Genomic DNA, 22,414 nt, shown 5'->3' with positions numbered 1-22,414 from the left:
GACCGCGGAGCGTCGCGGCGGGCTGGGGTGGGGACTCGACGCATGGGGATGCTGTCCACGTTGACCGCGCTGTTGTTCGTGCTCGTGGCGCGCGTGGCGCTGGCGGCGGATGGGGTGGAGGTGCGCCGGAGGGCGGCACAGGACCCCGAGCGGCTGGCGCCTTTTGGTTTGATGCTGGATGCGGGTGTGACGGAGGGCGCGGGCCTGTCCATCTCGTTCCGTCCCACGCACGCGGTGCGGCTGCACCTGGGGGCCACGCACAATGGCGTCCGTGCTGGCGCGCGCGCGGGGCTCACGCTGCTTCCCATGCGCGGCAGGCTTTCGCCGGCCTTCACGCTGGACGTCGGTCATGCGCAGCCCGCGGACGTGCAGGGTCTGGAGCGCAGGCTCGCGGACCTGTCCCTGCCGCCCCTGCCGTCGATGGAGCGCGTGGGCTACAGCTACGCCAGCGCGCTCGTGGGGCTGGAGCTGAACATGCCCGGGCGCATCACCTTCTTCCTGCGCGGTGGCGTCAGCTTCATGGAGCTGTACGGCCCCAGCATGAAGGACCTGGACGAGTCGCTTCGCGGCTCGGTGGGTCCTGGGGAAGAGCGCTCGTGGATGCTGCGCACCGTGCGGCCCACGGCGAAGCTGGGCTTCCTGTTGTCCTTCGGCTGAACCGCGCTTCGGTTCTCGGGGGCTTGCTTCACTGCCGATGGCAGTGGGGGCAGGCATTGAAGCCCCTGGCATCTCCATACTGCAGGGCCATGAGGCCCTCTTCACTCTGGAAGGTGTAGCGGACCAGGCTCATCTTCGGGCAGTTACCAACGTGGTAGACGAGCGCCTTGGGAACCTTGCCCGGAGGCCGCACGGTGCGCTGCTTGGTGCGCGTCAGATGCACCCTCATCATCTCCACGGTGGTGTAGGGCTGCCCGCCATCCATGAGCGGAAACGAGGGCTGAGTGTTTGTCTGCGCCCGCGGCGCCGGGTGCTCCACCCTCCTCTTCTTCTCCACCGGATTCGTCGTGTGTTGCTTGGAAGGTTGCTTCCCGAAGATGTTGGGTGGACCGTTCAGGCCCTCCAGGGGCCGCTTCCGATTCGTGGGCGTCGCTGAATGTGAGGTGACGGGAGAGAGCTCTTTGGTGAGGTCGATAACGATGGTCGAGGGTTGCCACACAGGAGGAGTCCCCCTCGGAGGCTGGAAGGCCTCCTCCTCCTCCTCCTCGTCCTTGGTGACGTCGACGAGGATGGCCGAGGCCTTTTTCTTCTCCTCTTGCTCCGGCCGGGAGCTGAAGCGCGGAATGCCCTGGCTCGGCGCAGGCTGGGGGAAGACCGAGAGGAAGGAGAAGGGCCCGTTGTTGAGGTCGCTCGGTGAAGGGATGATGCTCGGCTGAGGTGGGGGCGACGGGAACTCGAACGGGAGCATTTCAGCGTTGTCCTCACGCAGGTTGGTCGCGTGCAGGAATGCGGGCGCGGTGAAGTGTTGGAGTTTGCCTTCGTCCCAGTTCGACGTGCTTCGGGTCGAAGTCACCGTGCGCTGGGGCTGAGGCTCACGAAGGCCCATATGGGTCAGCCATTGAGACAGATACCGGGACAACTGACTCAGATTCTGGCGGACTTCGAAGAGATCGGTGTCGTCGAACTCCCGGTCGAGGTACTTGCGCAGCTTGAGCTTCAATGCCTCCCAGGCCTGCTCGATGAGAACGGGGCCCGGGTAGTACCCTTCCTCGTCGAAGACAATCTTCTCCTGGCCTTTTCTTCCCAAAAGATAGACGAGCCGTGAGTGGACCTCCTGCTCGCCGGCCTTGCGGAAGCTCTTCTCCAACTCGTCGGGCATGTAGCGCGATGAAGTCGGGGCGAGTGATTTGGGCAGTCGAACGGCCTTGGGTTTCCCACCCGAATACTTCTCTGTCGAGTTCAGATAGAGTTGGGCGTTCTTCTCGTCGAGCACCGTCCGCCCCCCCGAGTAATGGGTGTCGTGTTCGCCATAGACGACCTGGAGTTCATGTCCCTGCTCAATCAACCCCGCGATGAGCCCCGCACACATGTGGCAGGGCTGGAGCGTGGTGTAGAGGATCGCGAACCCGTCCGGGAGTTGCTGGTGTCGCCCGAGGTAGGCGTGCAACAGATTGACCTCGGCATGAAAGCAGGCGTTGTCGTAGGCGGTGTTGACGGACCACGAGAGAATCTTTCCCGTGCCATCCACCAGGACCGCGCCCACGCTCTGGCCTTTGCCCTCTTGCGCGAAGACGACCAGTCCCTGGAGGAGCTCCCCGCGGTGATGGAGGAGGCTGAACGCCAGCATCATGTAGAAGCGATGCGCGCGGATCGCGGTCGCATCCCATGCGCCCGGCTTTCGAAGGTTGAGCGAGGGGCCCACGATGCTGTCTGGAGCCGGAGCCCTGAAGCGCGCCAGGGGCTGGTAGTTCGTGATGCCGGCCCTTTCCATCGTGAACAGCCCGCGCGGCTCCGCTTTCAGGAACGGGATGAGGTTCCAGTCGGCCCCGGCCGTGGGGTAGGAAACGAACAGATAGGGGGTCACATCTCCCTCGATGAGCGCGACTTCCTCGACCGTGTACCGGAGGAACGTCCGGGTCCCCTTCTCCCAGTGCGTCGGCGTGTAACCTGCTGGCACGTGGATGCGGTTGAGCCCCTTGCCTCGAAAGGCCATCTGCAGGGCGACGATGGGAGGGATGGGCAGGCGGCCATCGAGCCCAGTGGAGTAGCAGACCAGGGCGCCATACCTCTTCGACTTGTATGTCAAAGGGCCGTCGATGACGCAAAACGCGAAGCGAGCCATTCCGGTCAGCTCCGCGATGCGGTGGGCGAGTGCTTGATGGCTCATGGGGCTTGCGAACAGCAAGGCCCATACCAGGGCGCCCACGCGTCGGAGGATGAGAGGCGGGCGTGGGCCGCTGCCGGCGTGCGAGCCGCGTGTCCCGTCGGGACGCAGCCGCGTCCTGCCGGGACGTAGCGTGGGCTGAAGGTCAGCGTGCGCGAAGGTCTGTCCTACGTCCCGCTTCTTCTCGCCCCCGCCCTGTCACGCCGCGAGAGGGCGGCACGCGCTCAGCGGAACGTCGCGAAGTACTCCAGCACCTGATCCTCGGCCCAGAAGCGGGGGCGGTGCGCGCGGCCGGCGACGAAGCCCACGTGTCCGCCGTGCTCGGTCAACACCACGCTCAAGCGCGGATTGTCCTTCGCGTTGGGCGGGATGACGGGGGCCTCCAGCATCGGGTCATCCGCGGCGCTGATGAGCAGCGTGGGCTTGCGGATGGCGTGCAGCTTCGGGCCCGCGGAGGACTCGGCGTAGTAGTGCTCGGCGCTGTCAAAGCCGTGCAGCGGCGCGGTGACGGCATGGTCGAACGCCCGCACCGTGCGCGCCGCTTCCATGGCGCGGCCGTCGAAGGCCTTGGGGAAGCGCTTGAGCTTCGCGCGCGCCTTGCCCTTCAACGTCCGCAAGAAGCGCTCCCGATACACCAGGTGGATGGGCCCGGGGCCATCCAGCTTCTTGCAGCAGGCGTCCAAATCATACGGCGCGCTGACGGAAGCCGCGGCCTTCACGGGTGCGTCCTCGCCCTGGTCCTCCAGGAGCCGGCACAGCACGTTGGCGCCCAGGGAGAAGCCCACGGCGAACAGCGGCCCGGTGGCGCGCTCGCGCAAGTCGCGCAAAAGGCCGAGCGCGTCGTCGATGTGGCCCGAGTGGTACGTGCGCGCGAGCCGATTGGGCTCACCGCTGCACGAGCGGAAGTTGAGCGCGGTGGCGCCCCAGCCTCGCTCCGCGGCGCCCCGGAGGATGGCGGTGATGTAGCCGGCCCGGGACGAGCTCTCCAGGCCGTGCAGCGCCACCACGTGCGGCGCGCCGGCGGGGCCGTCGAAGGTGTCCAGGTCGACGAAGTCCCCGTCGGGCAGTTCGCGCCGCTCCCGCCTCAGCGGAGGGACATGACGGGGACGCACGAGGTTCGCGTAGATGGTCTGCGCATGCTCGTTCGTCAGGCCCGGTGCGGCGACGAAGGGCTCGGTCGGCTGGAAGTTCACGACTCCGGGATAGCCCCCGGAGGGGGACGGGGACAAGGGTCCGTGTCGGCCCGTCAGCGGGGTCGTTCTCCACCGGGCGCTTGGGTGGGTGACTCGGGCCCCGCTGGCGGCGACTGGAGTCGGGCCCGCTTCATGGACGCACAGCCCCGCGCCTTCACGGCCTTCGCCTCGTCCGTGAGGTCGAAGAGGGCCAGGTACTTGCCCACGCGCTCCTCCAGCGTGGGGGCCTCGATGAGCTTGCAGACCTCATCCGCTTGGTAGTCGCGGCAGATGCTCGGCCGGTTCTCGTACATGGAGCAGAGGTTGTCCTGGGTGAGGTGCGGACAGCGCAGCCCCAGCGGCTTGTCGAGCGCGGCGATGTCCGGAGCCACGCAGCAGGCGCCACAACGGGTGCATTCCATGAGGGAGGTCCTTCCGTGACTCAGCGTGGGACGACCTGCTTCAAATCCCCCGAGTTCGTCACCGTGACGACGACACCCTGGCCCTTCTTCCACCTCAGGAAATCCCGCTCCGTCTTCGGCATGAGCACGGTCTCCTTCACGCCGTCATCCTCGTAGCGGATGTGCACGGTGTACTCCTCCGAGCGGTGCTGCCGGTCCGTGGCGCCTGGCTGGAGCGTGGGCCACGCGGGCTGGCCGTCCAGCCCCGTCGCCTCGCGGCGGTCCACGGGCTTCCACTCATACGTGTCATACGCGCACTGGCGCGCGTAGACGGGCTCGTTGCGGTAGCGCGTCTCGTTCTGACAGTCCTCGTAGCGCTCGTTGCAGTACTTCGTGATGTCCTCGCAGACCTCTTCGACGAAGCCGTTGCCCTTGTCCCGCCGGCGGCACTTCTCCTCGGTACCACACGCCACCCGGCGCGTCTTGGAGCGGCACACCCGCTCTGTTCCGTCCGCCACCTTTCGAGTGCCTCGCTGGCGCTCCACGCAGTCCCGCACGTTGTCCACGCCCGCCACCTCACCCGCGCCGTTGACGGGCATCCGCGCGCTGCTTCGCCGCAGCTCATCCGCCCAGCCCGTCTTCTGCACGGCGGTGAAGCGCTCCTGCGTCACGGCGACCTTCCACGACGTGCCGGTGATTTCCCCGGGGAAGTCGTGCGGGGTCCGGGCCCACATGGCGTACAGGCCCGAGCTGAAGCAGCACGAGAACAGCACGCCCAGCCACAGCCACTTCTTCGTGAAGCGCGGCTTCGTCTCCGGCGGTGGCGCGGCGGGAGGCTTCTCGGGCGTCTCGAACGCCTGGAGCGGCGCGGCCTTCGCGTCCACCGAGCGCTCCGCGCCGCAGTGTTTGCACCGGGGCTGGTCCCCTCGATTCGCGGCGCCACAGAAGGCGCAGAACCAGTCCTCGCCCGCGCCCGCCAGCTCCAGCGCCTTGTCGTCCGTCACCCCTTCGCGCAGGGACTTGCCGCTCTGCGCGTCCACGTCGCCGAAGTCGAAGTCCGACTCGTCGCCTGACAGCTCGCGGGGGTTGTTGCAGGTCGGGCAGCGCTTGTGTCGGGCCAGGATATCCTTGGCGTCGCACGACGTGCAGTTCCAGGTGCCCTCGATGATGCGCGTGCGCTTGGCCATGCGCGCATCCTATCCGGGCGTCACACCCAGAGCGCGCGGGAGAACGCCACGCGCTCGGCGGGTGGCAGGCCAGGACGCAGGGGTCGCATCATGGGGAGCGAGCCATCTCGCGCCACGCGGAGGGCGCCGGGCACCCGCGCCACCCAGGGCAGGGTGGCGGGCTCCTCCCAGATGACCACGCGAGCCAGGCCCGCCCGGTGGGCCACGCCTCGCGCGGCTTCCAGCAGGGCGACGGCGTCCTCCACCGACTCCGCGTCGAGCAGCAGCACCACCAGCTCGCCATACCGGGCCATCATCGCCCACAGCGCGGAGGAGTTGCCCACCGTCGCGCCGCACGCCTCCGGGCGGGGCCGGTGCAGGAGCTCCGAGTAGATGCGCTCCCGCTCCAGGTGCCAGTCCATCTGCGCGGCGCTCGGCCAGAGGAGGAAGGGCACGTCCGGACGCTGCGTCCTCGCCACGACTCCGGGCACGTCGCCGTCGCACAGGAGCGCGTCCACCGCGTGCGTGGACAGGCCGCCGACAGCGGACAGCTGCCAGTCCCACGCGGGTGCCTCGTGATAGCCGGAGCGGCGGTAGAGCGCGGGGCCCACGTCGGAGAAGAGGAGGGCGGTGTGGTGGTTGGGAGACTCGTGCTCCAGTCGGGCGGCGACCTCGTCCATCAACCGCGTCGCATGCCCATGGCCCCGCAGCGCGGACTCGGTGAAGACGCTGGCGATGGCCTGGCTGACGCCGCGCGTGGCCACGCCGTCGGGGCCTCGCAGGTAGCTGTCCGTGTGGAACGTCTCGCACGAGGCCAGCACCTGGCCCGCGTCGTCGAGCCACAGCCAGGTGCGCATCCCCTCCCGACACCAGGGGTGGGCGCGCAGTCGCAGCTCTCGCTGGTGGAACTGCTCCACGGAGAGCGGCGAGCCCCAGGCGGCGTGGGTGACGCGGTCCCGTTCGGCTTTCTGCGCATCGGTGGCGAGGGCCAGGTGCATGTCACGCCAACGTAGCGCCACCCAGGCGTCCGGCGCATCCACCCGGAAGGCTTACAGGTGCGTGGTGTATGGGAATCGGACGTGGAGCTGGAGGTACGCCTGGCCCACATGGAAGATGCCATCGCGCACCCGGTCCGGCAGGCCCAGGCTCCCCAGCGCCTGGGGAACGTAGAGCGCGGACTCCCAGCCCAGGCTGACGAGGAAGTTCTTGGAGAATTGCAGCTCCAGGTCCACGCCCAGCTCGGCGCCCGGCCGCAGGAAGTGCGTATTCGCCAGCGTGTCCGAGTACAGATAGGCATACGTCAGCAGGAGGCCGCCTCCCACGGAGAACCGCACCGGCCCCGAGCTCAATGGCAGGCCCAGTCCCAGGGGCTTCCAGGTGACGCCATACATGCCGGTGTTCTTCAGCTTGGGGGAGATGATGAACGAGTCGGGGATGAAGATGGACGGGGAGATGCGGACCTCGTCCACGCTCTTCGCGTACTTGCGATAGCGCGTGGGAATGGCGCGCTGGTTCTTCTTCAGCCAGTCCTTGTCCAGCACCGCCTCCACGGAGAGCTTCACGCCGGTGTGGATGGGCTGGTCGTCGAAGACGGGCCCGAAGAACATGTATGCGGCGGGCCCCACGCCCACGTCCACGGGGACGGTGACGCGCTGGGCGGCGGCCAATGCGGGCAGAAGCAGCGTGCACAGCAGCGCGACTCGGGCGGTGCTCATGAAATGCGAATCTCCTGGGTGTAGCGGGCCCCCCCTGGAATTAAGCACAACCACGACAATCAACCATTGCCGCACGCTGCGTGTTTGAAGCAGGAAGGGAGCCGCGCCGGCCCCGGGGGCGGCAAAGGACGCATGGTGCTCTCCGGGACTCTGTCCGCCGGCACCGCGAAGACCTTGGAGAACCGATGCTTTCCGCAGCCCTCTTGATTGCCACGTCCCTGCAGGCTCAGACGCCCGCGCCGACTGCTCCCGCCCAGGAGCCCGCCCCGGTCGCCGCCACGCCGGAGGAGCGCATCGCCGCCGCCGCCGAGCGCGCGGCCGCCGCCGCCGAGCGCGCCGCCGAGGCCAGTGCCCGCGCCGCCGAGGCCGCCGAGCGCGCCGTTGGCATCGCCGCCGGCGCCACGCCCGCGAAGCCGGCGGATGCTGACGCAGCCGCCGCGGCTGCGGCCGCCGCGAAGAAGAAGGAGGAGTGGGATATCGTCGTGGGCCTGGGCCTCATCTCCCTGACGGGCAACGCTTCCACCCTGACGTTCAGCGGTCTGGCCAGCGCGTCGCGCACCACCGAGCACTGGATTTATGGCGTGAAGGCCTTCGGCAACTACGGCCGCAGCCGTCCGCCGGAGGTGTCGGGGGAGGAGGCGGAGTCGCAGCTGGTGGCCCTCAACGCGGGCGTGGAGCTGCGCGGGGACCGGCGCTTCACGAAGATGCTCAGCGGCTACCTGCTGGCGGGCGCGCTGACGGACCACGTGGGCAGCGTCGAGTCGCGGACCTCCGGCGAAGGCGGTCTTGGCGTCCTCTGGTGGGACGAGAAGTCGAAGGACGAGCGCGAGTCCTACCTGCGCACGGACCTCGCCTTCCGCTACGCGCGCGAGACGCGCTTCCAGTACTACCCGTCGCGGATGGACCTGCCGGACGTGGACCTGGGCGGCCCGCGCTTCGGCGTGGCCTTCCGCTACGGCATCACCAAGGAAGTCCTCCTGAAGGAGGACGCCGAGGTGCTGCTGAGCGTCATCGGTGACTCCCGCGTGCTGGCCAACAGCCAGACGCAGCTCTCCGTGGGCCTGACCGAGTCGCTGTCCCTGGGCGTCAGCTTCCTGGTGAAACACGACAGCAAGCCGCCCGAAGGCAAGGTGTCCACGGACACCGCGCTGGCCTTCAACCTGGAAGTGGCGCTGTAACCGGACAAAAGCAACGCGGCGCCGGGGAAGTCTCCCTCGGCGCCGCACGGTTGAAGCAGGGGCCTTTTGAAGGGCCCCGGGATGTCAGTGGTGCCCCGGTTCCGGAGTCTCGGGTGTGTCCTTCGTCTGGTGCGGCCTCAGCCCACCGCCGAACCGGCCGCGCTGCGCGCCCGTGCCGATATCGGGGGGCTGCAGGTCGCTGTACTGCGAGCCGGGCGGGTTGGCGCCACGGAAGCGGGTGCCGAAGTCCGCGAGCGGGATGATGAGCATCAGCACCACGAAGACGATGGAGACGCCAAAGACGATGCGGTTGGCGCCCCGGTGCTCGGCCAGGTGCATGAAGTACAGCGTGACGAGCGTGCCCTTCACCGTGGCGATGACGAGCGCGAGCAGCAGGCCGAAGGACGGCAGGTGCATGCGGCCGGTGACGACGGTGACGACGGTCAACACCAGCAGGACACCCCAGATGAGCCAGTAGCGGCCCGCTCCGTGGTGCGCGTGCATGTTCTTCTCTTCCTGATGGGATTCGTTGGCGATGGCCATGGTGGTGTCGCCCTCAGACCAGGTACAGCATGGGGAACAGGAAGATCCACACCAGGTCGACGAGGTGCCAGTACATGCTGCCCAGCTCGACCATCGTGTAGTTGTTGGGGCCGAAGTCCTTCTTCTTGAACGCGCGGACCATCGCCACCGCCAGCACGGTCATGCCGATGATGACGTGCAGCGCGTGCAGCGCCGTCGAGCAGAAGTAGACCGTGAAGTAGAGGGTGATGCCGGGCATCTGCATCCCCTCGTAGAAGTAGTACCGGCCCGGCAGCGTCCCGATGTGGAACTTGTGCGCGTACTCGAAGTACTTGATGACGAGGAAGCCCACCGCCATCACGAGGGTCAGCGCGAACATCACGCCCACCATCTTGTTCTTCCCCTCCTTCGCGTAGTGCACCGCGAGCGCCGCGGTCAGCGAGGAGGTGATGAGGACGATGGTGTTCACCGTGCCCATCGTCAGGTCCAGGCTGCGGCTGCCCGCCGCCCACGCTTCCGGGAAGAGGAAGCGGTAGCAGCCGTAGCAGACGAACAGGCCGGCGAAGAGCAGGATTTCCGTCGCCAGGAACAGCCACATGCCCAGACGGGCGGCATGGTTCTGCACCTCGAGCGACGCGAAGTGTTCCGCCAGGCGCGGCACGTTGGCCGTGCCGTCGGCGGTGTGGGCGCTAGACTGCATCGGGAACCTCGGCCTTCTTCGGGTCGACGTAGAAGTGGGGCTCCTCGGGGAAGGTCACCTGCGGGCCCACGAAGTTGTGCGTCGGCGGAGGCGACTCGCTCACCCACTCGTAGCCCTTGCTGCGCCACGGGTTCTTGCCAGAGGCCTCGCCGAACACCAGCGCGTACGTCAGGTAGCACGCGATGATGATGAAGCCGAAGGCGAGCAGCGACGCGCCCGCGGTGGAGGCCACGTTCAGGGCCTGGAAGCGCTCCGGGTAGTCATAGTACCGGCGCGGCATGCCGTTGTTGCCCACCAGGAACTGGGGGATGAACGTCGCGTTGAAGCCCAGGATGATGAGCGCCGCGGACACCAGGCCCCATCCCTCGTGGTACGTCTTCCCGAACATCTTCGGGAACCAGTAGTGGAGGGAGGCCAGGAAGGCCATGATGGTCGCTCCCACCATGATGAAGTGGAAGTGGGCGACGACGAAGTAGGTGTCGTGCCACGGGACGTCCAGCGACACCGTGCCCAGCGCGATGCCCGTCATGCCACCGAACACGGTGAAGAACAGGAAGCCGCAGAAGTAGGCGAACGGCGTCTTGAAGTCGACGGCGCCCTTGTAGACGGTGCCCACCCAGTTGAAGACCTTGATGGCGGTGAACACACCCACCAGCATGGTGAGCACGCCGAACACGCCCGCGTCGAAGGTCGACTGACCGGACACGAACATGTGGTGGCCCCAGGCGAAGAAGCCGACGAAGGCGATGCCGAGGCTGGAGTACGCCACCGCGCGGTAGCCGAAGATGTTCTTGCGGCTGTACGTGCTGACAATCTCGCTCATCACGCCGAAGGCGGGCAGCACCATGATGTACACGGCCGGGTGGCTGTAGAACCAGAACAGGTGCTGGAAGAGCACCGGGTCGCCGCCGCGCGCCGGGTCGAACATGCCGAAGCTGAACAGGTTCTCCACCGCGACCAGCACCGTCAACAGACCGATGACCGGCGTCGCGAGCACCTGGATGCAGCTGGTGGCGTAGATGGCCCAGACGAACAGGGGCATCTTGAACCAGGTGATGCCGGGCGCGCGCATCGTGTGGCAGGTGACGATGAAGTTGATGCCCGTGGCGATGGAGCTGAAGCCGATGATGAACGCGCCGAACATCACCGGCGCCACCGTCGTCGTCGTGTGCGTGCTGTACGGGGTGTAGAACGTCCAGCCCGTGTCCAGGCCGCCGTTGAGCATGCCCCAGAGCATGAACACGGCGCCCGTCAGGTAGATGTAGAACGACGCGAGGTTCAGCCGGGGGAAGGCCACGTCCTTGGCGCCCAGCATCAGCGGCAACATGAAGTTGCCGAAGACGGCCGGAATCGCCGGAATCATGAACAGGAAGATCATCACCAGGCCATGGAGCGTGAACGTACGGTTGTACGTCATCGCGTCCATGATGGTCGGACCCGGCGTCAGCAGCTCCACCCGGAGGAGCATCGCGAAGATGCCGCCCACGAGGAAGAACAGCAGGATGAAGAACAGGAACATCACGCCGATGCGCTTGTGGTCCACCGTCAAGAGCCAGCTCTTGATGGTGGTGCCATCCACCAGATAGCTCGGGTGGTCGTCGTGGTGCTCGTCGTGCGGGGCGGCCCCCGCCGTATCGAGGCTACTGGATGGGGTCATAGGCGGGTCCCTCGGAGGCGCCCTCGCGGACGTTCGGAGTGCGAAGCGACTTGATGTACTCGACGATGGCGGCCGTTTCGGGGCCCTGCAGCTTGCCCTGATACGTCGGCATCACATTCTGGTAGCCCGACACCAGGTGGGCTCCAGGGTCCATCATCGACTGGGTGATGTAGGCCTCGTCCACGCGGATGGTCTGGCCGTCATCCAGCTTCTCCACGCGGTCATACATGCCAACGAAGGTGGGGCCGATGTGCGCCGAGCCATCCACCGAGTGGCACTTCAGGCAACCCTGCGTCCCGGCCAGCACCTGGCCCTGGTCCACCATGCGCGCCACCGGCGGCACCAGCGAGGTGTCCGCGAGCGCGTCCTGGCGGTCCTGCAACCGGCCGCGGCGCTGGTCCTTGATCCAGACGTCGTACTCCTCCTGGGGGAGGACCACGACCTCCGCGAGCATCTTCGAGTGCGACAGGCCGCAGTACTCGGTGCAGAGCACCTGGTACGTGCCGGGCTTGGTCGCCTCGAACCAGATCTGCGTGTAGCGACCCGGCAGCGCATCCATCTTGATGCGGAAGGCCGGCACGTAGAACGAGTGCAGCACGTCCCGGGAAGTGATGAGCAGTCGCACCGGACGGTTGGCCGGGACGTGAAGGACGTTCACGCCGTTGGGGCCCTCCGGGTACGCGAACTTCCACATCCACTGCTTGCCCATGACGTAGACGTCCATCGCGTCCTTGGGCGGCGTGGTGACCCAGGTGAAGTCCCTGAAGCCGATACCGAACCAGGCCAGGAAGAACACCAGCGGCACGGAGACGAAGAGGAACTCCGTCTTCAGCGTGGGGACGACGTACTCGGTTGCCTGGTCGGGAATCCGCCGGCGGTACCGGAAGAACATGAACAGCGCCGCGAGGCCAACGCCAGCCGACATCACCATCGTCGTTCCCACGACGAAGTGGTGCAGCAGGTCGACCCGTTCCGCGAACGTGGACGCGCTCTCCGGGAGGAACAGAAGGTTGTTGAGAAGCTCGCTCATGCCGCCGCGCCTTTCTTCAGCTCGCGCCTCCAGAAATAGATCAGCATCGTCGCCAGGGCGAGGAAGACAGCCATGCCGCCCAGGCGGATGAACCCGAAGATGTAGAAGCCATACCGCCGGGTCGCGGTGTCATACTTGAAGCAGGACATCACCACGCGGTCGAAGCTGGTCCCCACGCGGCCACCGGCCGCCTCCAGCAACGCCAGCTTCATGTCCTTGGCGGGGAAGTCCGTCCCGTACAGATACCGGGAGATGCTCCCCTCCGGCGTGAGCACCATCACCACCGCGGGGTGGGCGTACTGCTTCGTGCTCGCGTCATACGTGTACTTGAAGCCCACCGCGTCGGCGATGCGGTGGATCTGCTCGTCGGTGCCCGTGAGGAAGTGCCAGGGCGCGCTCTCCGGCTTCCCCATGGACTGAAGGTGCTTGCGCCGGCGCTCGTTGCTCATCGCCGGGGTGTCTTCGGGGTCGACGCTGATGGTGACCGCTTCGTAGTCGCGGCCCAGCTCCAGCCCCAGCTCCCGCATGGACTTCACCTGGGCGTTGAGCACCAGGTTACAGAGCATGGGGCAGTTGTAATAGACGAGCGTCAACAGGGTGGGGAGTGTCTTGGGCAACACCGAGCCCAGCGTCACGTCCTGGCCGTTCACGTCGATGAAGCGGGTCGTCAGGGGCACCGGTTCACCCAGGTGCTCCTCCACGTCCACACCCTTGAGCTGCGGGGGCGCGTCCTGCTGTGCTTCAACGATGGCGCGGGGCGTCTTGCCCCCACCCGGCATCGCGGAGGCCGGGAGCGCCGTGGCGACGAGCAGCGCCACGACGGCGAGCATCCCCCGGCGCGGGGCACACGGGGAGATGTAGGAGAGGATGGACATCATCGCGGACGGCTCTTACGCGAGGCAGGTGAGGGAAGCTACTGCCGCGGCGCCGGAGTGGGCTCCGGAGCCGGCGGCGGGGCGGGCGCGGGAGGCGCCGGGGGCGGGTTGCGGCTCTTGGCGATGACGGTCTTCATCGCCTCGTCCAGGTTGGGGTGCGCCTTGACGCCCGGCTGGTCGCCCCAGCCGGCCTGCAGGGCCTGCTGCTGGCCGCCAATCTTCTCCTCGGCGTGCCAGTCCTGCTCGAACAGGCGCTGGTTGACGATACCCACCTCGTACTGCCCCATGGCCGCCGGACGCGGAGGAGGACCGTCCGGCTGGGCCTCCTTCATGGTGCGGACCTGGATGGCGTACGCCCAGACGATTCCCACCGCGAAGATGACGAGCGAGCCGGCGCCAATGCCCACCACCTTGCTCATCACGATGTGGTCTTCCTCGGCGGCCACACCGTGGGCGCCGACGATGACACGCGACTCGAGCTCAACCTGGGTCTTCTTCATGGCTGCACGTACCTCAGGGACTCCGCGATGTAGGGGTCCTTCACCGGCATCGTGTAGTTGTTGCGCGCGTTCATCAGCGCGAAGCCCACCGCGATGCCACCCACACCCAGGAACGCGGTGATGAGCGTCCAGTGGAAGGTGGGGCCGTTGGTCCCCGTCAGCGCCGGCCAGATGAGCCAGTACAGGTCCACCGCGTGAATGGCCAGCAGGTAGACGGCCACCACCGACAGCTTGCGGGGCTGCAGCTTCAGATTCCGTGACAGCAGCACGAAGAACGGCAGCACGAAGTGGCCGAAGAACAGGGCGATGGACATCGGCTTCCACGCGCCGAAGATGCGCAGGCCGTACCAGGGCGCCTCTTCCGGGATGTTGGCGATCCACACCAGCATGAACTGGGAGAAGGCGATGTAGGCCCAGAATGCCGTGAAGGCCAGCATCAGCTTGCCCAGGTTGTGGAAGTGGGCCGGCGTCACCACGTTGCCGTAGAGGTCCTTGCCCCGGGCGTTGGTGGTGGCGATGGTCAGGATGCAGAAGGCGGCCAGGAAGCTGCCCGCGAAGTAGTAGACGCCGAAGATGGTGGACTGCCACAGCGGCGTGAGGCTCATCAGCCAGTCAAACGACGCGAAGGTGATGGTCAGCGCCAGGAAGGGGAGGATTCCGGGGGAGAAGCGGCGCATGCGCACCGTGAGGTCCAGCCCGCCTTCCGCGTCCTGCTTCAGGCTCAGCCCGCGCAGCTTCCACGCCGCGAAGGCCCACACCACGAAGTAGATGACGTGGCGGACGAGCGTGAACTTCCAGTTCAGGTAGCCGTGCTCCTTGTGCGACAGGTGCTCGGACTCCAGGCCGGTGATGGCGGCGCGCAGCGGCGAGCCCGGCCACCAGGGGTACAGGTAGCCCGCCATGAGAATCACGGGGATGATGAGCAGGATGAAGACGGGGACCGCGGACGCGCCCGTCTCCATGGTGCGCCGCAGGACGATGAGCCACTTGGCCTTCGCCGTGTGGAAGATGGCCACCATGATGAGGAAGGCCACGCTGATGCCCACCCAGTAGACGAAGGCGAGCAGGTAGCTGTGGGCGGCCGCACCCTTGGCATAGGCATCGCTCGAGGCGAAGAAGCCGGCCAGGGTGGCCAAGAGGCCCAGGGCGCCCAGGCCGAACGCCGGCACCATCAACTTCGGCGTGCCGGTGTAGCGCTCCAGGGGGGCTGAGGCTTCGGCTGCGGGGGTCATCGGTTCTCCTGCGGAACGGGCTGCTGCCCGCCCGTACGGGTGTTGCGGGCTTCCTGAAGGGCTCGCACGTAGGCGACCACGGCCCAGCGCTCGCGCACGTCGAGCTCACCAGAGAAGGACGGCATCACGCCGTAGCCCTCGTTGATGGCCGTGTAGAAGTGGCCCGCTGCCTTGCTCTCCAGCTCCAGCAGGGACGGCGGCAGGCGCAGGGCCATGTTCTCCGCCACCACGCTGTTGCCGTCGCCGAGCACGCCATGGCACTGCGAGCAGACGATGTTGTACTTCTTCTGACCCAAGCTCAGCAGGCCCTGGTCCACCGTCACGGGGATGGTGGCCACGGGCTGGCCGTTGGCGCGGCCGCTGAGGGCCGTCTGCCGGGCGACGGGGTCCTTGAGCTCCGGGAGCTTGTCAAAGCGCTCGCGGGGCACCGTTCCGGCCGGGGGCGTGCGCATGGCACGGCCGTCCGCCCAGAAATCAGAGGCCTCGTAGTACTCGTACTTGGCCTGGTGCTCCATGCGCTGGAGGAACTCCGAGGGGACGTCGCAGCCCGACAGGGCGACGAGTCCGGCGGCGGGGATGAGCCACCTCATTCCTTCTCTCCCGTGACGACGGTCACCTGGGTGGCACCCAGGGCCTTGAGCTGGTCAATGACGGCCGCGGCGTCCTGGCCCGTCGCATGCGGCACGCTCAGCCAGAAGCCGTGCGTGGACGCGGTGCGGAAGGCGTCGGACTCGAAGACGGGGTGGTACGGCTGCGGCAGCCGGCTCAGCCCCAAGAGGCCGAAGAAGATGCCGAACGCGGCGAACAGCACGCTCAGCTCGAACGTAATCGGCACCCACGCCGGCAGGGACAGGAGCGGACGACCACCGATGTTCAGCGGGTAGTCGTACGTGTTCATCCAGGTCTGCATGGCGAGCGCCGTGGTCAGGCCCGTGAGCCCACCGCACAGCGCGATGAAGGGGACCTTCGAAGGGGGCAGGCCCAGGGCCTCCGAGCCGCCGTGCAGCGGGTACGGAGAGTAGGTGTCCATCCCCTGGAAGCCCTTCTCCCGCATCTGACGGGTGGCATCCACGAGGACATCTGGCGTCTCGAACTCGGCCAGCACCCAGGAATCGAGGACAGTGGCTTCCATGACTCTAGTGCGCTCCGTGGGATTTCTGGTGGGCGGCGTGCTTGAGCTCCAACTGCAGCTCCTTCACTTCGCTGATGGCCACCGCGGGCACGAACTTCAGGAACAGGAGGAACAGGGTGCCGAACAGGCCCAGCGTGCCGATGTAGATGCACCAGTCCACCCAGGTCGGGGTGTAGATGCCCCACGAGGACGGCAGGAAGTCCTGGCTCAGCGACGTCACGATGATGATGAAGCGCTCGCACCACATGCCGATGTTCACCGCGATGGAGGCCACCCACATGATGGGCACGCTGGTGCGGCACTTCTTGAACCAGAAGATGTTCGGGGTGATGACGTTGCAGGCAATCATCAGCCAGTACACGCCGGCGTAGGGGCCCGTGGCGCGGTTCACGTAGAAGGTCCAGAACTCGAACTGGTTCTGCGAGTACCAGGCGATGAAGTGCTCCATCATGTACCCGTAGGACACGATGAGGCCCGTCGCGAGGATGACCTTGTTCATGTTCTCCAGGTGGCGGTCCGTAATCACGTCCCGCAGACCCAGGTACTTTCGCGCCGGGACGATGAGCGTAATCACCATCGCGAAGCCGCTGAACACGGCGCCGGCCACGAAGTAGGGCGGGAAGATGGTCGCGTGCCAGCCGGGCAGCAGGGACACCGCGAAGTCGAACGAAACGATGGTGTGCACCGAGACGACGAGCGGCGTGGAGAGGCCGGCCAGCAGCAGGTAGGCGATCTTGTAGTTGTGCCAGTGCCGACCGGAGCCGCGCCAGCCGAGCGCGAACAGGCCGTAGATGGTCCGCTGGAGCTTCGTCTTGGACGAGTCACGCAGCGCGGCCAGGTCCGGGATGAGGCCCACGAACCAGAACAGCGCGGACACCGTGAGGTACGTGGAGATGGCGAAGACGTCCCACACCAGCGGGGAGCGGAACTGCGGCCACGCGCCCAGGGTGCTGGGGTAGGGGAACAGCCAGAAGGCGAACCAGGGACGGCCGGTGTGCAGCAGCGGGAACAGACCGGCGCACATGACGGCGAACAGCGTCATGGCTTCCGCGAAGCGGTTGATGCTCGTGCGCCACTTCTGCTGGAAGAGCAGGAGGATGGCGGAGATGAGCGTACCGGCGTGGCCGATACCGACCCACCAGACGAAGTTGATGATGTCGAACGCCCAGCCGACCGGCTGGTTGTTGCCCCACACGCCGATGCCTCGGGCGAGCGTGTAGGTGACGCCGACGACGAGCAGACCCAGCGCGCTGAGCGTCAGGCCGAAGAGCATGAACCAGCCCTTGCCCGGCTTGCGCCAGACATGGTCCAGCAGCGTCTCGTTGAGGGACTTGTCGTCGTGGTGCGGCGGGATGAGGTCCCGGGGCTCAAGCGGATCGAGCGGGGTGGCGGCGGTCTCGGCCATGATTAGTGGCTCCCTTCCTTCGTCGCGGCCTTGGCCGGCTCGAGGGCGGTATTCGGGTTGCGCACGCGGATGAGGTGCGAGGTGCGCGGACGGGTGCCCAGCTCGTGCAGGAGCTTGTAGGCCCGGACGTCCTCGGTGAGCTGGGTGACGAGCTGGTTCTCGTCATTCAGCGAGCCGAAGACGATGGCCTGGGCGGCGCACGTCTGCTGGCACGCCGTCTTGAGGTCCGCTTCCTTGATGAGGTGCTTGTTGACGCGCGCGTCGATGCGGGCGCGCTCGATGCGCTGCACGCAGTACGTGCACTTCTCCATGACGCCGCGGTTGCGCACCGTGACGTCCGGGTTCATCAGCATCTTCTCGGTGGCCGTCTTGCCCGCGGTGTAGTGCAGGTAGTTGAAGCGGCGGACCTTGTACGGGCAGTTGTTGGAGCAGTACCGCGTGCCGACGCAGCGGTTGTACACCATGTCGTTCAGGCCCTCGTCCGAGTGCACGGTGGCGTTCACCGGGCACACGTACTCGCAGGGGGCCTTCTCGCAGTGCACGCACATCACGGGCTGCATGACCATCTTCGGGTCGTTCTCGGGACCCTCGAAGTACCGGTCGATGCGCAGCCAGTTCATCTCACGGCTGCGGCCCACCTGCTCCTTGCCCACGACGGGGATGTTGTTCTCCGCCTGGCAGGCCACCACGCACGCGCTGCAGCCCGTGCAGCGGGACAGGTCGATGGCCATGCCCCACTTGTAGCCCTTGGAGTAGTCGAAATCGACGAGGTTGTCCTGGATGCCCGGCTTCAGCTCGCCCTTCACGCGGTGCAGGGTGTGCTGCGTCTCCGTGGACGGGTGCTCCAGCTCGGAGATGGGCATGTCCAGCGCGATGGGGCGGTTCTCCATGCGCCAGTGCGTCTGCGTCAGGCTGAACTTGTAGCTGCCGCGCACCTTGGTGAGCGTGGCGCCGCCGTCGAACCAGGGGTTCTTGCTGGTGCGAATCGGGTTGACGTTGAAGCCCACGCCCTTGGCGACCTGCTCGTGCAGCCCGTTGCGGCCGTAGCCCAGGGCGATGGTCACCGTGTTGTCGGCGTGGCCCGGAACCACCCACACCGGCACCGTCAGCTTCTGGCCGTTGTAGGTCAGCTCCGCCATGTCGCCGGGGGCGAGGTTGAGCGCCTTCGCCGTGTCCGGACCCAGCAGGGCGGCGTTGTCCCAGACCATCTTGGTGATGGGCTCGGGCAGCTCCTGCAGCCAGGAGTTGTTGGCGAAGCGGCCGTCGTAGACCTTGTAGTCGTTGACGAAGTTCAGCTCGAGGTCACCCGAGGCCGGGGGCGTGTAGCCCGCGACCAGCGAGGCGGCGGCGCCGAAGTCCGGCGAGCCCGCGACGGGGTTGGACGCGGTGTTCTCGATGAAGCCCTGGGCGACCCAGGACTCCCAGCGGGCCTCGAAGTCCGCCGCGTTCGCCGTCTGCCCGCGCCAGTAGTCGCGCAGGAGCTGGTAGGCGGGGCGGAAGGGCTCGTCCAGGAACATGGCGAGCAGCTCCGACTCCGGCATGCCGTTGAAGAGCGGCTGGATGAGCGGCTGGGCGATGGAGACGGTGCCCTCCACCGAGCGGCCGTCGCCCCACGTCTCCAGCGGGTGCGCCGCGGGGATGAACCAGTCGACGTGCGCGCTGGTCTCGTCCTCGTAGAGCGCCGTGTAGAGGACGTTGAGCCTGGCGCGAGCGGGGTGGTCCTTGCTGAGCACCTTGCCCAGGCCCACGTCGTCCGGCAGCGTGAAGACGGGGTTGTAGGCGGTGATGACCAGCGTGTCGACGCGGCCGGCCTCGATGTCCTGCACCAGGGTGCGGACCTCGGACATGCCCGTCGCTTCCGCGATGGGGGCCTGGATGTAGCGGACCGTCTTGTCGCCGTTGCCGAGCGCGTTGTTGATGGCGTGGGCCAGCGCGTGGACCGCGGCGGGCTGACGCTCACCCGCGATGACCAGCGACCGGCCGGGACCGGCGGCGCGCAGGTCGGAGGCGACCGCCTGCACCCAGTTGCCCAGCTCACCGCGCAGCGGCGACTTCGCGGCCGCGGCGCCCGCCAGGGAAGCGGCGCTGCCACCGATGGCCTGGGCCACCGCGGCGGCGAGGCCGAGGACTTCCTGCGACTTCAGGCGCAGGCGGTGGTCCGCCATGCCGCCGGTGATGGAGAAGCGGGCCTCCGCCATGTAGAGGCGGTTGAGCTTGCCCTTGCGCGGGTCGCGACGGTCCGCGAACTCGCGGATGTTGCGCAGGTTGCCCGGGCAGCTCTCCAGGAAGTCCGCGTCCAGCGACAGGACGATGTCCGCCTGGGAGAAGTCGTACAGCGCGGCCACGTGCTGCCCGCCGAACAGGGTGCGCAGCGTCTCCGCCTGCGTGTCCTGGTTGGACGAGGCGCTGTGGAAGCGCGCGTTGGGCAGCTTCTTGATGATGTGGTTGCGCAGGTCGCTCGTCAGCGGCGAACCCACCGCCTCCGTGAGGAAGCGAACGCGCGAGCCACCGTTCTCCGAGGCGGACTTGCCGACCAGGGACGCGATGGTCTCGTTGAGCACGCGCTGGGCGCGGGGCGTCTTGCCCTGGCGGAGCACACGCGCGCGGCTCGGGTCATAGAGCGACAGCAGCCACGCCTGCTCGAAGGTGCAGGCGGCGCCCTGGTTGACCGGGTGGTCGGGGTTGCCCTCGACCTTCACCGGGCGACCCTCGCGGGCGGTGATGAGCAGGCCGGAGGTGTGACCGGACAGCGTCATCGCGGACGCGTAGTGCAGGGGGTTGCCGGGAGTCACTTCCGGCGGCGTCTTCGTGTACGGCAGCAGCTTCTCGTCCGCGGGACGGGTGCTGCAGGCCGTGGCGCCGGCCAGGGCCAGCGACGCGCCGAGCAGCTGCATGAACTCGCGGCGGATGAAGCCCGTGGGGGGCAGGTCCGCGCCCACGGGGAACTCCGGGCGGGACTCCTCCATGTACTCGGAGGTGCCCAGCTTCTCCTCGAGGCTGCGCCAGTACGACTGGCCGTAGCCGTGCTCGGCGGAGTCGGCGTTCGCTGCGGCGTGCTCCAGTGCCTCACCGACGGCGTCAGGCGCCGCGGCGGGCCGGTCCGACACGACCGGGAGCGCGAAGGAAGAGGATTCCTGCGACGGCGCGCCGTCGCGCTTCGTGTTCATCGGTGGCATGTGGAGCAGCTCGTGCGCGAGTGGACGTCGTACTCATCCTTCAGCTTCTCGCCGAGCGCGATGGCCTCGGCCTTGTCCGACGGCGGAGTCCACGTCATCGACGTGATGAACTCCGAGGGCCGCAGGTGCGGCTCGGGATTGCGGTGACACTCCAGACACCAGGCCATGGTGAGCGGAGCGAACTGCTCCACCGCGCCCATCTGGTCGATGCGGCCGTGACAGCTGGCGCATCCCACGCCCTTGTTCACGTGGATGGCGTGGTTGAAGTAGACGAAGTCCGGCAGGTTGTGGACGCGGACCCACTGGATGGGTGAGTCGGCGAAGAAGGCCTTGCGCACCTCGGTGAGGTACGGGCTCTTGTTCCACACCTGGGCGTGGCAGGACATGCACACGGTGGTGGACGGGATGCCCGCGGAGGGCGCCTTGTCCACACTCCAGTGGCAATACTGGCAGTCGATCTTCTCGTCCCCCGCGTGGTGCCGGTGGTCGAATTCGATGGGCTGCTCGATGGGCATCTGCTGGTTGGTGACGTACGGAGACCGTACGTAAGCCATGAGGCCGCCGATACCGATGGCGGGCACGGCAAGAAGCGCCGCGGCGGACAGCCGAGACACCGTGTTCGTCCAGCGTGGAAACAGAGGGCCGCTCATACCAGGACCATGGGCAAGGGGGCTTCTACAACTGCGGTGACAGAAGAAGAGGAAGAGGCGCGGATGTGGCCGAACGCGAGAAGCGGCGGGGCGATCCCGGCCCCGTCGGGGCGGGGGGGCGGCTCCTGGCACGCGGAAGGCGAAGCAGTCACGTCCAACGAAACCTCTATGGATGTTGCCGCGGGCAGGTCCCTCCTCCAGGCCCAACCCAACGCGGCGCGGGACCATCGACCATCGACACCGCAGTGTCAACCATTCTGATGTTGTGGCCGTGGGATACCACTTCCTCGCGCGGAGGCGGGAAATCGCGGTCCGGAGGTGATGAATCTCTCTTCTGGCGGGAGGAAGCGACGTTGAGCCTTTGCCCCTCCACGGTGGATCATCGCGCGCCCTCGGATGGCTCGGCGTGATGCTCACGCGACGTATGGGCAGACCTGCGCGCGGGTTCAGCTTCGGACAGAGACATGTCGTCGACCGAGACTTGCGACAGGCTTACTCGGAGTCCGCGCCGTCGGGCTCCCGCCAGCGCTGTTTTCGGCGGGTGAGCAGCTTCTCCACCAGCTCCCGGGCGCGCGCGTCCCGGTGGTAGTTCGGGTCATGCCGGCGGCCCTTGCCCTGGTTGCAGCGGGCGCAGGCCAGGCCCAGGTTCTCCGGCGCGTCCGTCCCTCCGGCCGTCCGAGGGAGGATGTGCTCGATGGTGGCCCGGCTGATGGGCTCGCCATCCAGCCCCACCACGAGATGCGCGTTGCAGTGCAGGCACTTGCCCAGCCAGGCCTCTCGGCCCCGGTGCTCGGTGCGCTCGAAGGTGGTGTCCGTGGCGATGATGCCCAGAATCCTGCGGCGCTTGGAGTCGCTCATCCTACACCTCGACCACGGAGGGGCCGGCGAGGGCGAAGACACGCTCCCCGGGCCGGCGCTTCAGGTCGAGCCCGCCGGTGAACGCGCTGAAGGCGGGGAGCACGCCCACCTCTCGCCCCAGATGGAAGCATGGGAGACGGAGGCGGTCCGCGCCAGCCGCCAGCCTCACGGTGGGGTGGAGATGACCGGCCCACACGTACCGGCCCGCTGAGGGGGTGGGGTGG

General features: G+C 67.3%; 21 protein-coding genes and 1 pseudogene. 2 read left to right on the top strand and 20 right to left on the bottom strand.

The annotated features are described in order from the left end of the window. The coding region (locus FJV41_RS34600) for a hypothetical protein (protein ID WP_281291534.1) at positions 1-657 on the top strand (657 nt) is incomplete at its 5' end. Positions 658-685: 28 nt separating this feature from the next. Here the strand turns inward: FJV41_RS34600 and FJV41_RS34595 are convergent. The 6 genes from FJV41_RS34595 to FJV41_RS34570 form a co-directional block, all read right to left on the bottom strand. Continuing rightward, positions 686-2,824, bottom strand: a complete 2,139-nt coding sequence (locus FJV41_RS34595; RefSeq protein WP_141646872.1) for a Bd3614 family nucleic acid deaminase — start codon at positions 2,822-2,824, stop codon at positions 686-688. Positions 2,825-3,045: 221 nt separating this feature from the next. After that, the gene (locus FJV41_RS34590; protein ID WP_141646875.1) at positions 3,046-4,014 is read right to left on the bottom strand and encodes a hydrolase; all 969 of its coding nucleotides are present in this window, start codon (positions 4,012-4,014) and stop codon (positions 3,046-3,048) included. A gap of 53 nt (positions 4,015-4,067) precedes the next feature. Further along, the gene (locus FJV41_RS34585; protein WP_141646871.1) at positions 4,068-4,415 is read right to left on the bottom strand and encodes a YkgJ family cysteine cluster protein; all 348 of its coding nucleotides are present in this window, start codon (positions 4,413-4,415) and stop codon (positions 4,068-4,070) included. Between the two features lie 20 nt (positions 4,416-4,435). Continuing rightward, on the bottom strand, positions 4,436-5,581 hold the full coding sequence (locus tag FJV41_RS34580) for a hypothetical protein (protein ID WP_141646870.1): 1,146 nt from the start codon (positions 5,579-5,581) through the stop codon (positions 4,436-4,438). Between the two features lie 20 nt (positions 5,582-5,601). Next, entirely contained in the window at positions 5,602-6,558 is a 957-nt protein-coding gene (locus FJV41_RS34575; RefSeq protein WP_141646869.1) for a GNAT family N-acetyltransferase, read from the bottom strand. Positions 6,559-6,609: 51 nt separating this feature from the next. Further along, a complete protein-coding gene (locus FJV41_RS34570) occupies positions 6,610-7,275 on the bottom strand; it encodes a hypothetical protein (protein ID WP_141646868.1) in 666 nt (221 codons plus the stop codon). A 185-nt stretch (positions 7,276-7,460) separates the two neighbouring features. Between FJV41_RS34570 and FJV41_RS34565 the strand changes: the two genes are divergently transcribed. Further along, positions 7,461-8,453, top strand: coding sequence for a DUF481 domain-containing protein (locus FJV41_RS34565; protein ID WP_141646867.1), 993 nt, complete (start codon positions 7,461-7,463; stop codon positions 8,451-8,453). 84 nt (positions 8,454-8,537) lie between these two features. Here FJV41_RS34565 and FJV41_RS34560 read toward each other — a convergent pair whose 3' ends face one another. The 14 genes and pseudogenes from FJV41_RS34560 to FJV41_RS34495 all read right to left on the bottom strand — a co-directional run. Continuing rightward, on the bottom strand, positions 8,538-8,996 hold the full coding sequence (locus FJV41_RS34560) for a cytochrome C oxidase subunit IV family protein (protein ID WP_141646866.1): 459 nt from the start codon (positions 8,994-8,996) through the stop codon (positions 8,538-8,540). A gap of 13 nt (positions 8,997-9,009) precedes the next feature. After that, entirely contained in the window at positions 9,010-9,675 is a 666-nt protein-coding gene (locus FJV41_RS34555) for a cytochrome c oxidase subunit 3 family protein (RefSeq protein ID WP_141646865.1), read from the bottom strand. Then, positions 9,665-11,332 carry a cbb3-type cytochrome c oxidase subunit I gene (locus FJV41_RS34550; protein WP_141646864.1) on the bottom strand — a complete coding sequence of 556 codons (1,668 nt, stop codon included), beginning with the start codon at positions 11,330-11,332 and terminating at the stop codon, positions 9,665-9,667. The genes FJV41_RS34555 and FJV41_RS34550 overlap by 11 nt, the downstream gene beginning before the upstream one ends. After that, positions 11,316-12,362: a cytochrome c oxidase subunit II gene (gene coxB / locus FJV41_RS34545; RefSeq protein ID WP_141646863.1), complete on the bottom strand. Its 1,047-nt coding sequence runs from the start codon at positions 12,360-12,362 to the stop codon at positions 11,316-11,318. Before coxB ends, FJV41_RS34550 begins: the two co-directional genes overlap by 17 nt. Continuing rightward, positions 12,359-13,240 carry an SCO family protein gene (locus FJV41_RS34540; protein WP_141646862.1) on the bottom strand — a complete coding sequence of 294 codons (882 nt, stop codon included), beginning with the start codon at positions 13,238-13,240 and terminating at the stop codon, positions 12,359-12,361. The genes coxB and FJV41_RS34540 overlap by 4 nt, the downstream gene beginning before the upstream one ends. Positions 13,241-13,275: 35 nt before the next feature. Continuing rightward, positions 13,276-13,737: a hypothetical protein gene (locus tag FJV41_RS34535; RefSeq protein WP_141646861.1), complete on the bottom strand. Its 462-nt coding sequence runs from the start codon at positions 13,735-13,737 to the stop codon at positions 13,276-13,278. Continuing rightward, complete coding sequence (locus FJV41_RS34530; protein WP_141646860.1) at positions 13,734-14,969, bottom strand: hypothetical protein; 1,236 nt, start codon at positions 14,967-14,969, stop codon at positions 13,734-13,736. The genes FJV41_RS34535 and FJV41_RS34530 overlap by 4 nt, the downstream gene beginning before the upstream one ends. Next, entirely contained in the window at positions 14,966-15,559 is a 594-nt protein-coding gene (locus FJV41_RS34525; protein WP_141646859.1) for a c-type cytochrome, read from the bottom strand. Before FJV41_RS34525 ends, FJV41_RS34530 begins: the two co-directional genes overlap by 4 nt. Further along, entirely contained in the window at positions 15,556-16,101 is a 546-nt protein-coding gene (locus FJV41_RS34520; RefSeq protein WP_141646858.1) for a DUF3341 domain-containing protein, read from the bottom strand. The genes FJV41_RS34525 and FJV41_RS34520 overlap by 4 nt, the downstream gene beginning before the upstream one ends. Before the next feature lie 4 nt (positions 16,102-16,105). After that, entirely contained in the window at positions 16,106-17,506 is a 1,401-nt protein-coding gene (nrfD, locus tag FJV41_RS34515; RefSeq protein WP_141646857.1) for an NrfD/PsrC family molybdoenzyme membrane anchor subunit, read from the bottom strand. A gap of 2 nt (positions 17,507-17,508) precedes the next feature. Next, positions 17,509-20,673: a TAT-variant-translocated molybdopterin oxidoreductase gene (locus tag FJV41_RS34510; protein ID WP_141646874.1), complete on the bottom strand. Its 3,165-nt coding sequence runs from the start codon at positions 20,671-20,673 to the stop codon at positions 17,509-17,511. Then, positions 20,670-21,332: a cytochrome c3 family protein gene (locus FJV41_RS34505; RefSeq protein WP_141646856.1), complete on the bottom strand. Its 663-nt coding sequence runs from the start codon at positions 21,330-21,332 to the stop codon at positions 20,670-20,672. The genes FJV41_RS34510 and FJV41_RS34505 overlap by 4 nt, the downstream gene beginning before the upstream one ends. A gap of 492 nt (positions 21,333-21,824) precedes the next feature. Further along, positions 21,825-22,190 (bottom strand): HNH endonuclease, encoded by a 366-nt coding sequence (locus FJV41_RS34500; RefSeq protein ID WP_141646855.1) that lies wholly within the window; start codon positions 22,188-22,190, stop codon positions 21,825-21,827. 1 nt (position 22,191) lies between these two features. After that, positions 22,192-22,414: pseudogene (locus tag FJV41_RS34495) on the bottom strand (ligase-associated DNA damage response endonuclease PdeM); the annotation flags it as partial.

This window comes from Myxococcus llanfairpwllgwyngyllgogerychwyrndrobwllllantysiliogogogochensis (assembly GCF_006636215.1).
GTDB lineage: Bacteria > Myxococcota > Myxococcia > Myxococcales > Myxococcaceae > Myxococcus > Myxococcus llanfairpwllgwyngyllgogerychwyrndrobwllllantysiliogogogochensis.
Note: the sequence above shows the minus strand (reverse complement) of the source record. Positions and strands in the feature narration are given on the sequence as shown.

Bases quoted from the DNA above. Each gene is read 5' to 3' on its own strand.
- FJV41_RS34530 (WP_141646860.1), bottom strand. From the start codon at position 14,969: ATGACCCCCGCAGCCGAAGCCTCAGCCCCCCTGGAGCGCTACACCGGC.
- FJV41_RS34500 (WP_141646855.1), bottom strand. From the start codon at position 22,190: ATGAGCGACTCCAAGCGCCGCAGGATTCTGGGCATCATCGCCACGGAC.
- FJV41_RS34520 (WP_141646858.1), bottom strand. From the start codon at position 16,101: ATGGAAGCCACTGTCCTCGATTCCTGGGTGCTGGCCGAGTTCGAGACG.
- FJV41_RS34505 (WP_141646856.1), bottom strand. From the start codon at position 21,332: ATGAGCGGCCCTCTGTTTCCACGCTGGACGAACACGGTGTCTCGGCTG.
- FJV41_RS34575 (WP_141646869.1), bottom strand. From the start codon at position 6,558: ATGCACCTGGCCCTCGCCACCGATGCGCAGAAAGCCGAACGGGACCGC.
- FJV41_RS34585 (WP_141646871.1), bottom strand. From the start codon at position 4,415: ATGGAATGCACCCGTTGTGGCGCCTGCTGCGTGGCTCCGGACATCGCC.
- FJV41_RS34570 (WP_141646868.1), bottom strand. From the start codon at position 7,275: ATGAGCACCGCCCGAGTCGCGCTGCTGTGCACGCTGCTTCTGCCCGCA.
- nrfD (WP_141646857.1), bottom strand. From the start codon at position 17,506: ATGGCCGAGACCGCCGCCACCCCGCTCGATCCGCTTGAGCCCCGGGAC.
- FJV41_RS34550 (WP_141646864.1), bottom strand. From the start codon at position 11,332: ATGACCCCATCCAGTAGCCTCGATACGGCGGGGGCCGCCCCGCACGAC.
- FJV41_RS34535 (WP_141646861.1), bottom strand. From the start codon at position 13,737: ATGAAGAAGACCCAGGTTGAGCTCGAGTCGCGTGTCATCGTCGGCGCC.
- FJV41_RS34595 (WP_141646872.1), bottom strand. From the start codon at position 2,824: ATGAGCCATCAAGCACTCGCCCACCGCATCGCGGAGCTGACCGGAATG.
- FJV41_RS34555 (WP_141646865.1), bottom strand. From the start codon at position 9,675: ATGCAGTCTAGCGCCCACACCGCCGACGGCACGGCCAACGTGCCGCGC.
- FJV41_RS34580 (WP_141646870.1), bottom strand. From the start codon at position 5,581: ATGGCCAAGCGCACGCGCATCATCGAGGGCACCTGGAACTGCACGTCG.
- coxB (WP_141646863.1), bottom strand. From the start codon at position 12,362: ATGAGCGAGCTTCTCAACAACCTTCTGTTCCTCCCGGAGAGCGCGTCC.
- FJV41_RS34540 (WP_141646862.1), bottom strand. From the start codon at position 13,240: ATGATGTCCATCCTCTCCTACATCTCCCCGTGTGCCCCGCGCCGGGGG.
- FJV41_RS34560 (WP_141646866.1), bottom strand. From the start codon at position 8,996: ATGGCCATCGCCAACGAATCCCATCAGGAAGAGAAGAACATGCACGCG.
- FJV41_RS34565 (WP_141646867.1), top strand. From the start codon at position 7,461: ATGCTTTCCGCAGCCCTCTTGATTGCCACGTCCCTGCAGGCTCAGACG.
- FJV41_RS34510 (WP_141646874.1), bottom strand. From the start codon at position 20,673: ATGAACACGAAGCGCGACGGCGCGCCGTCGCAGGAATCCTCTTCCTTC.
- FJV41_RS34525 (WP_141646859.1), bottom strand. From the start codon at position 15,559: ATGAGGTGGCTCATCCCCGCCGCCGGACTCGTCGCCCTGTCGGGCTGC.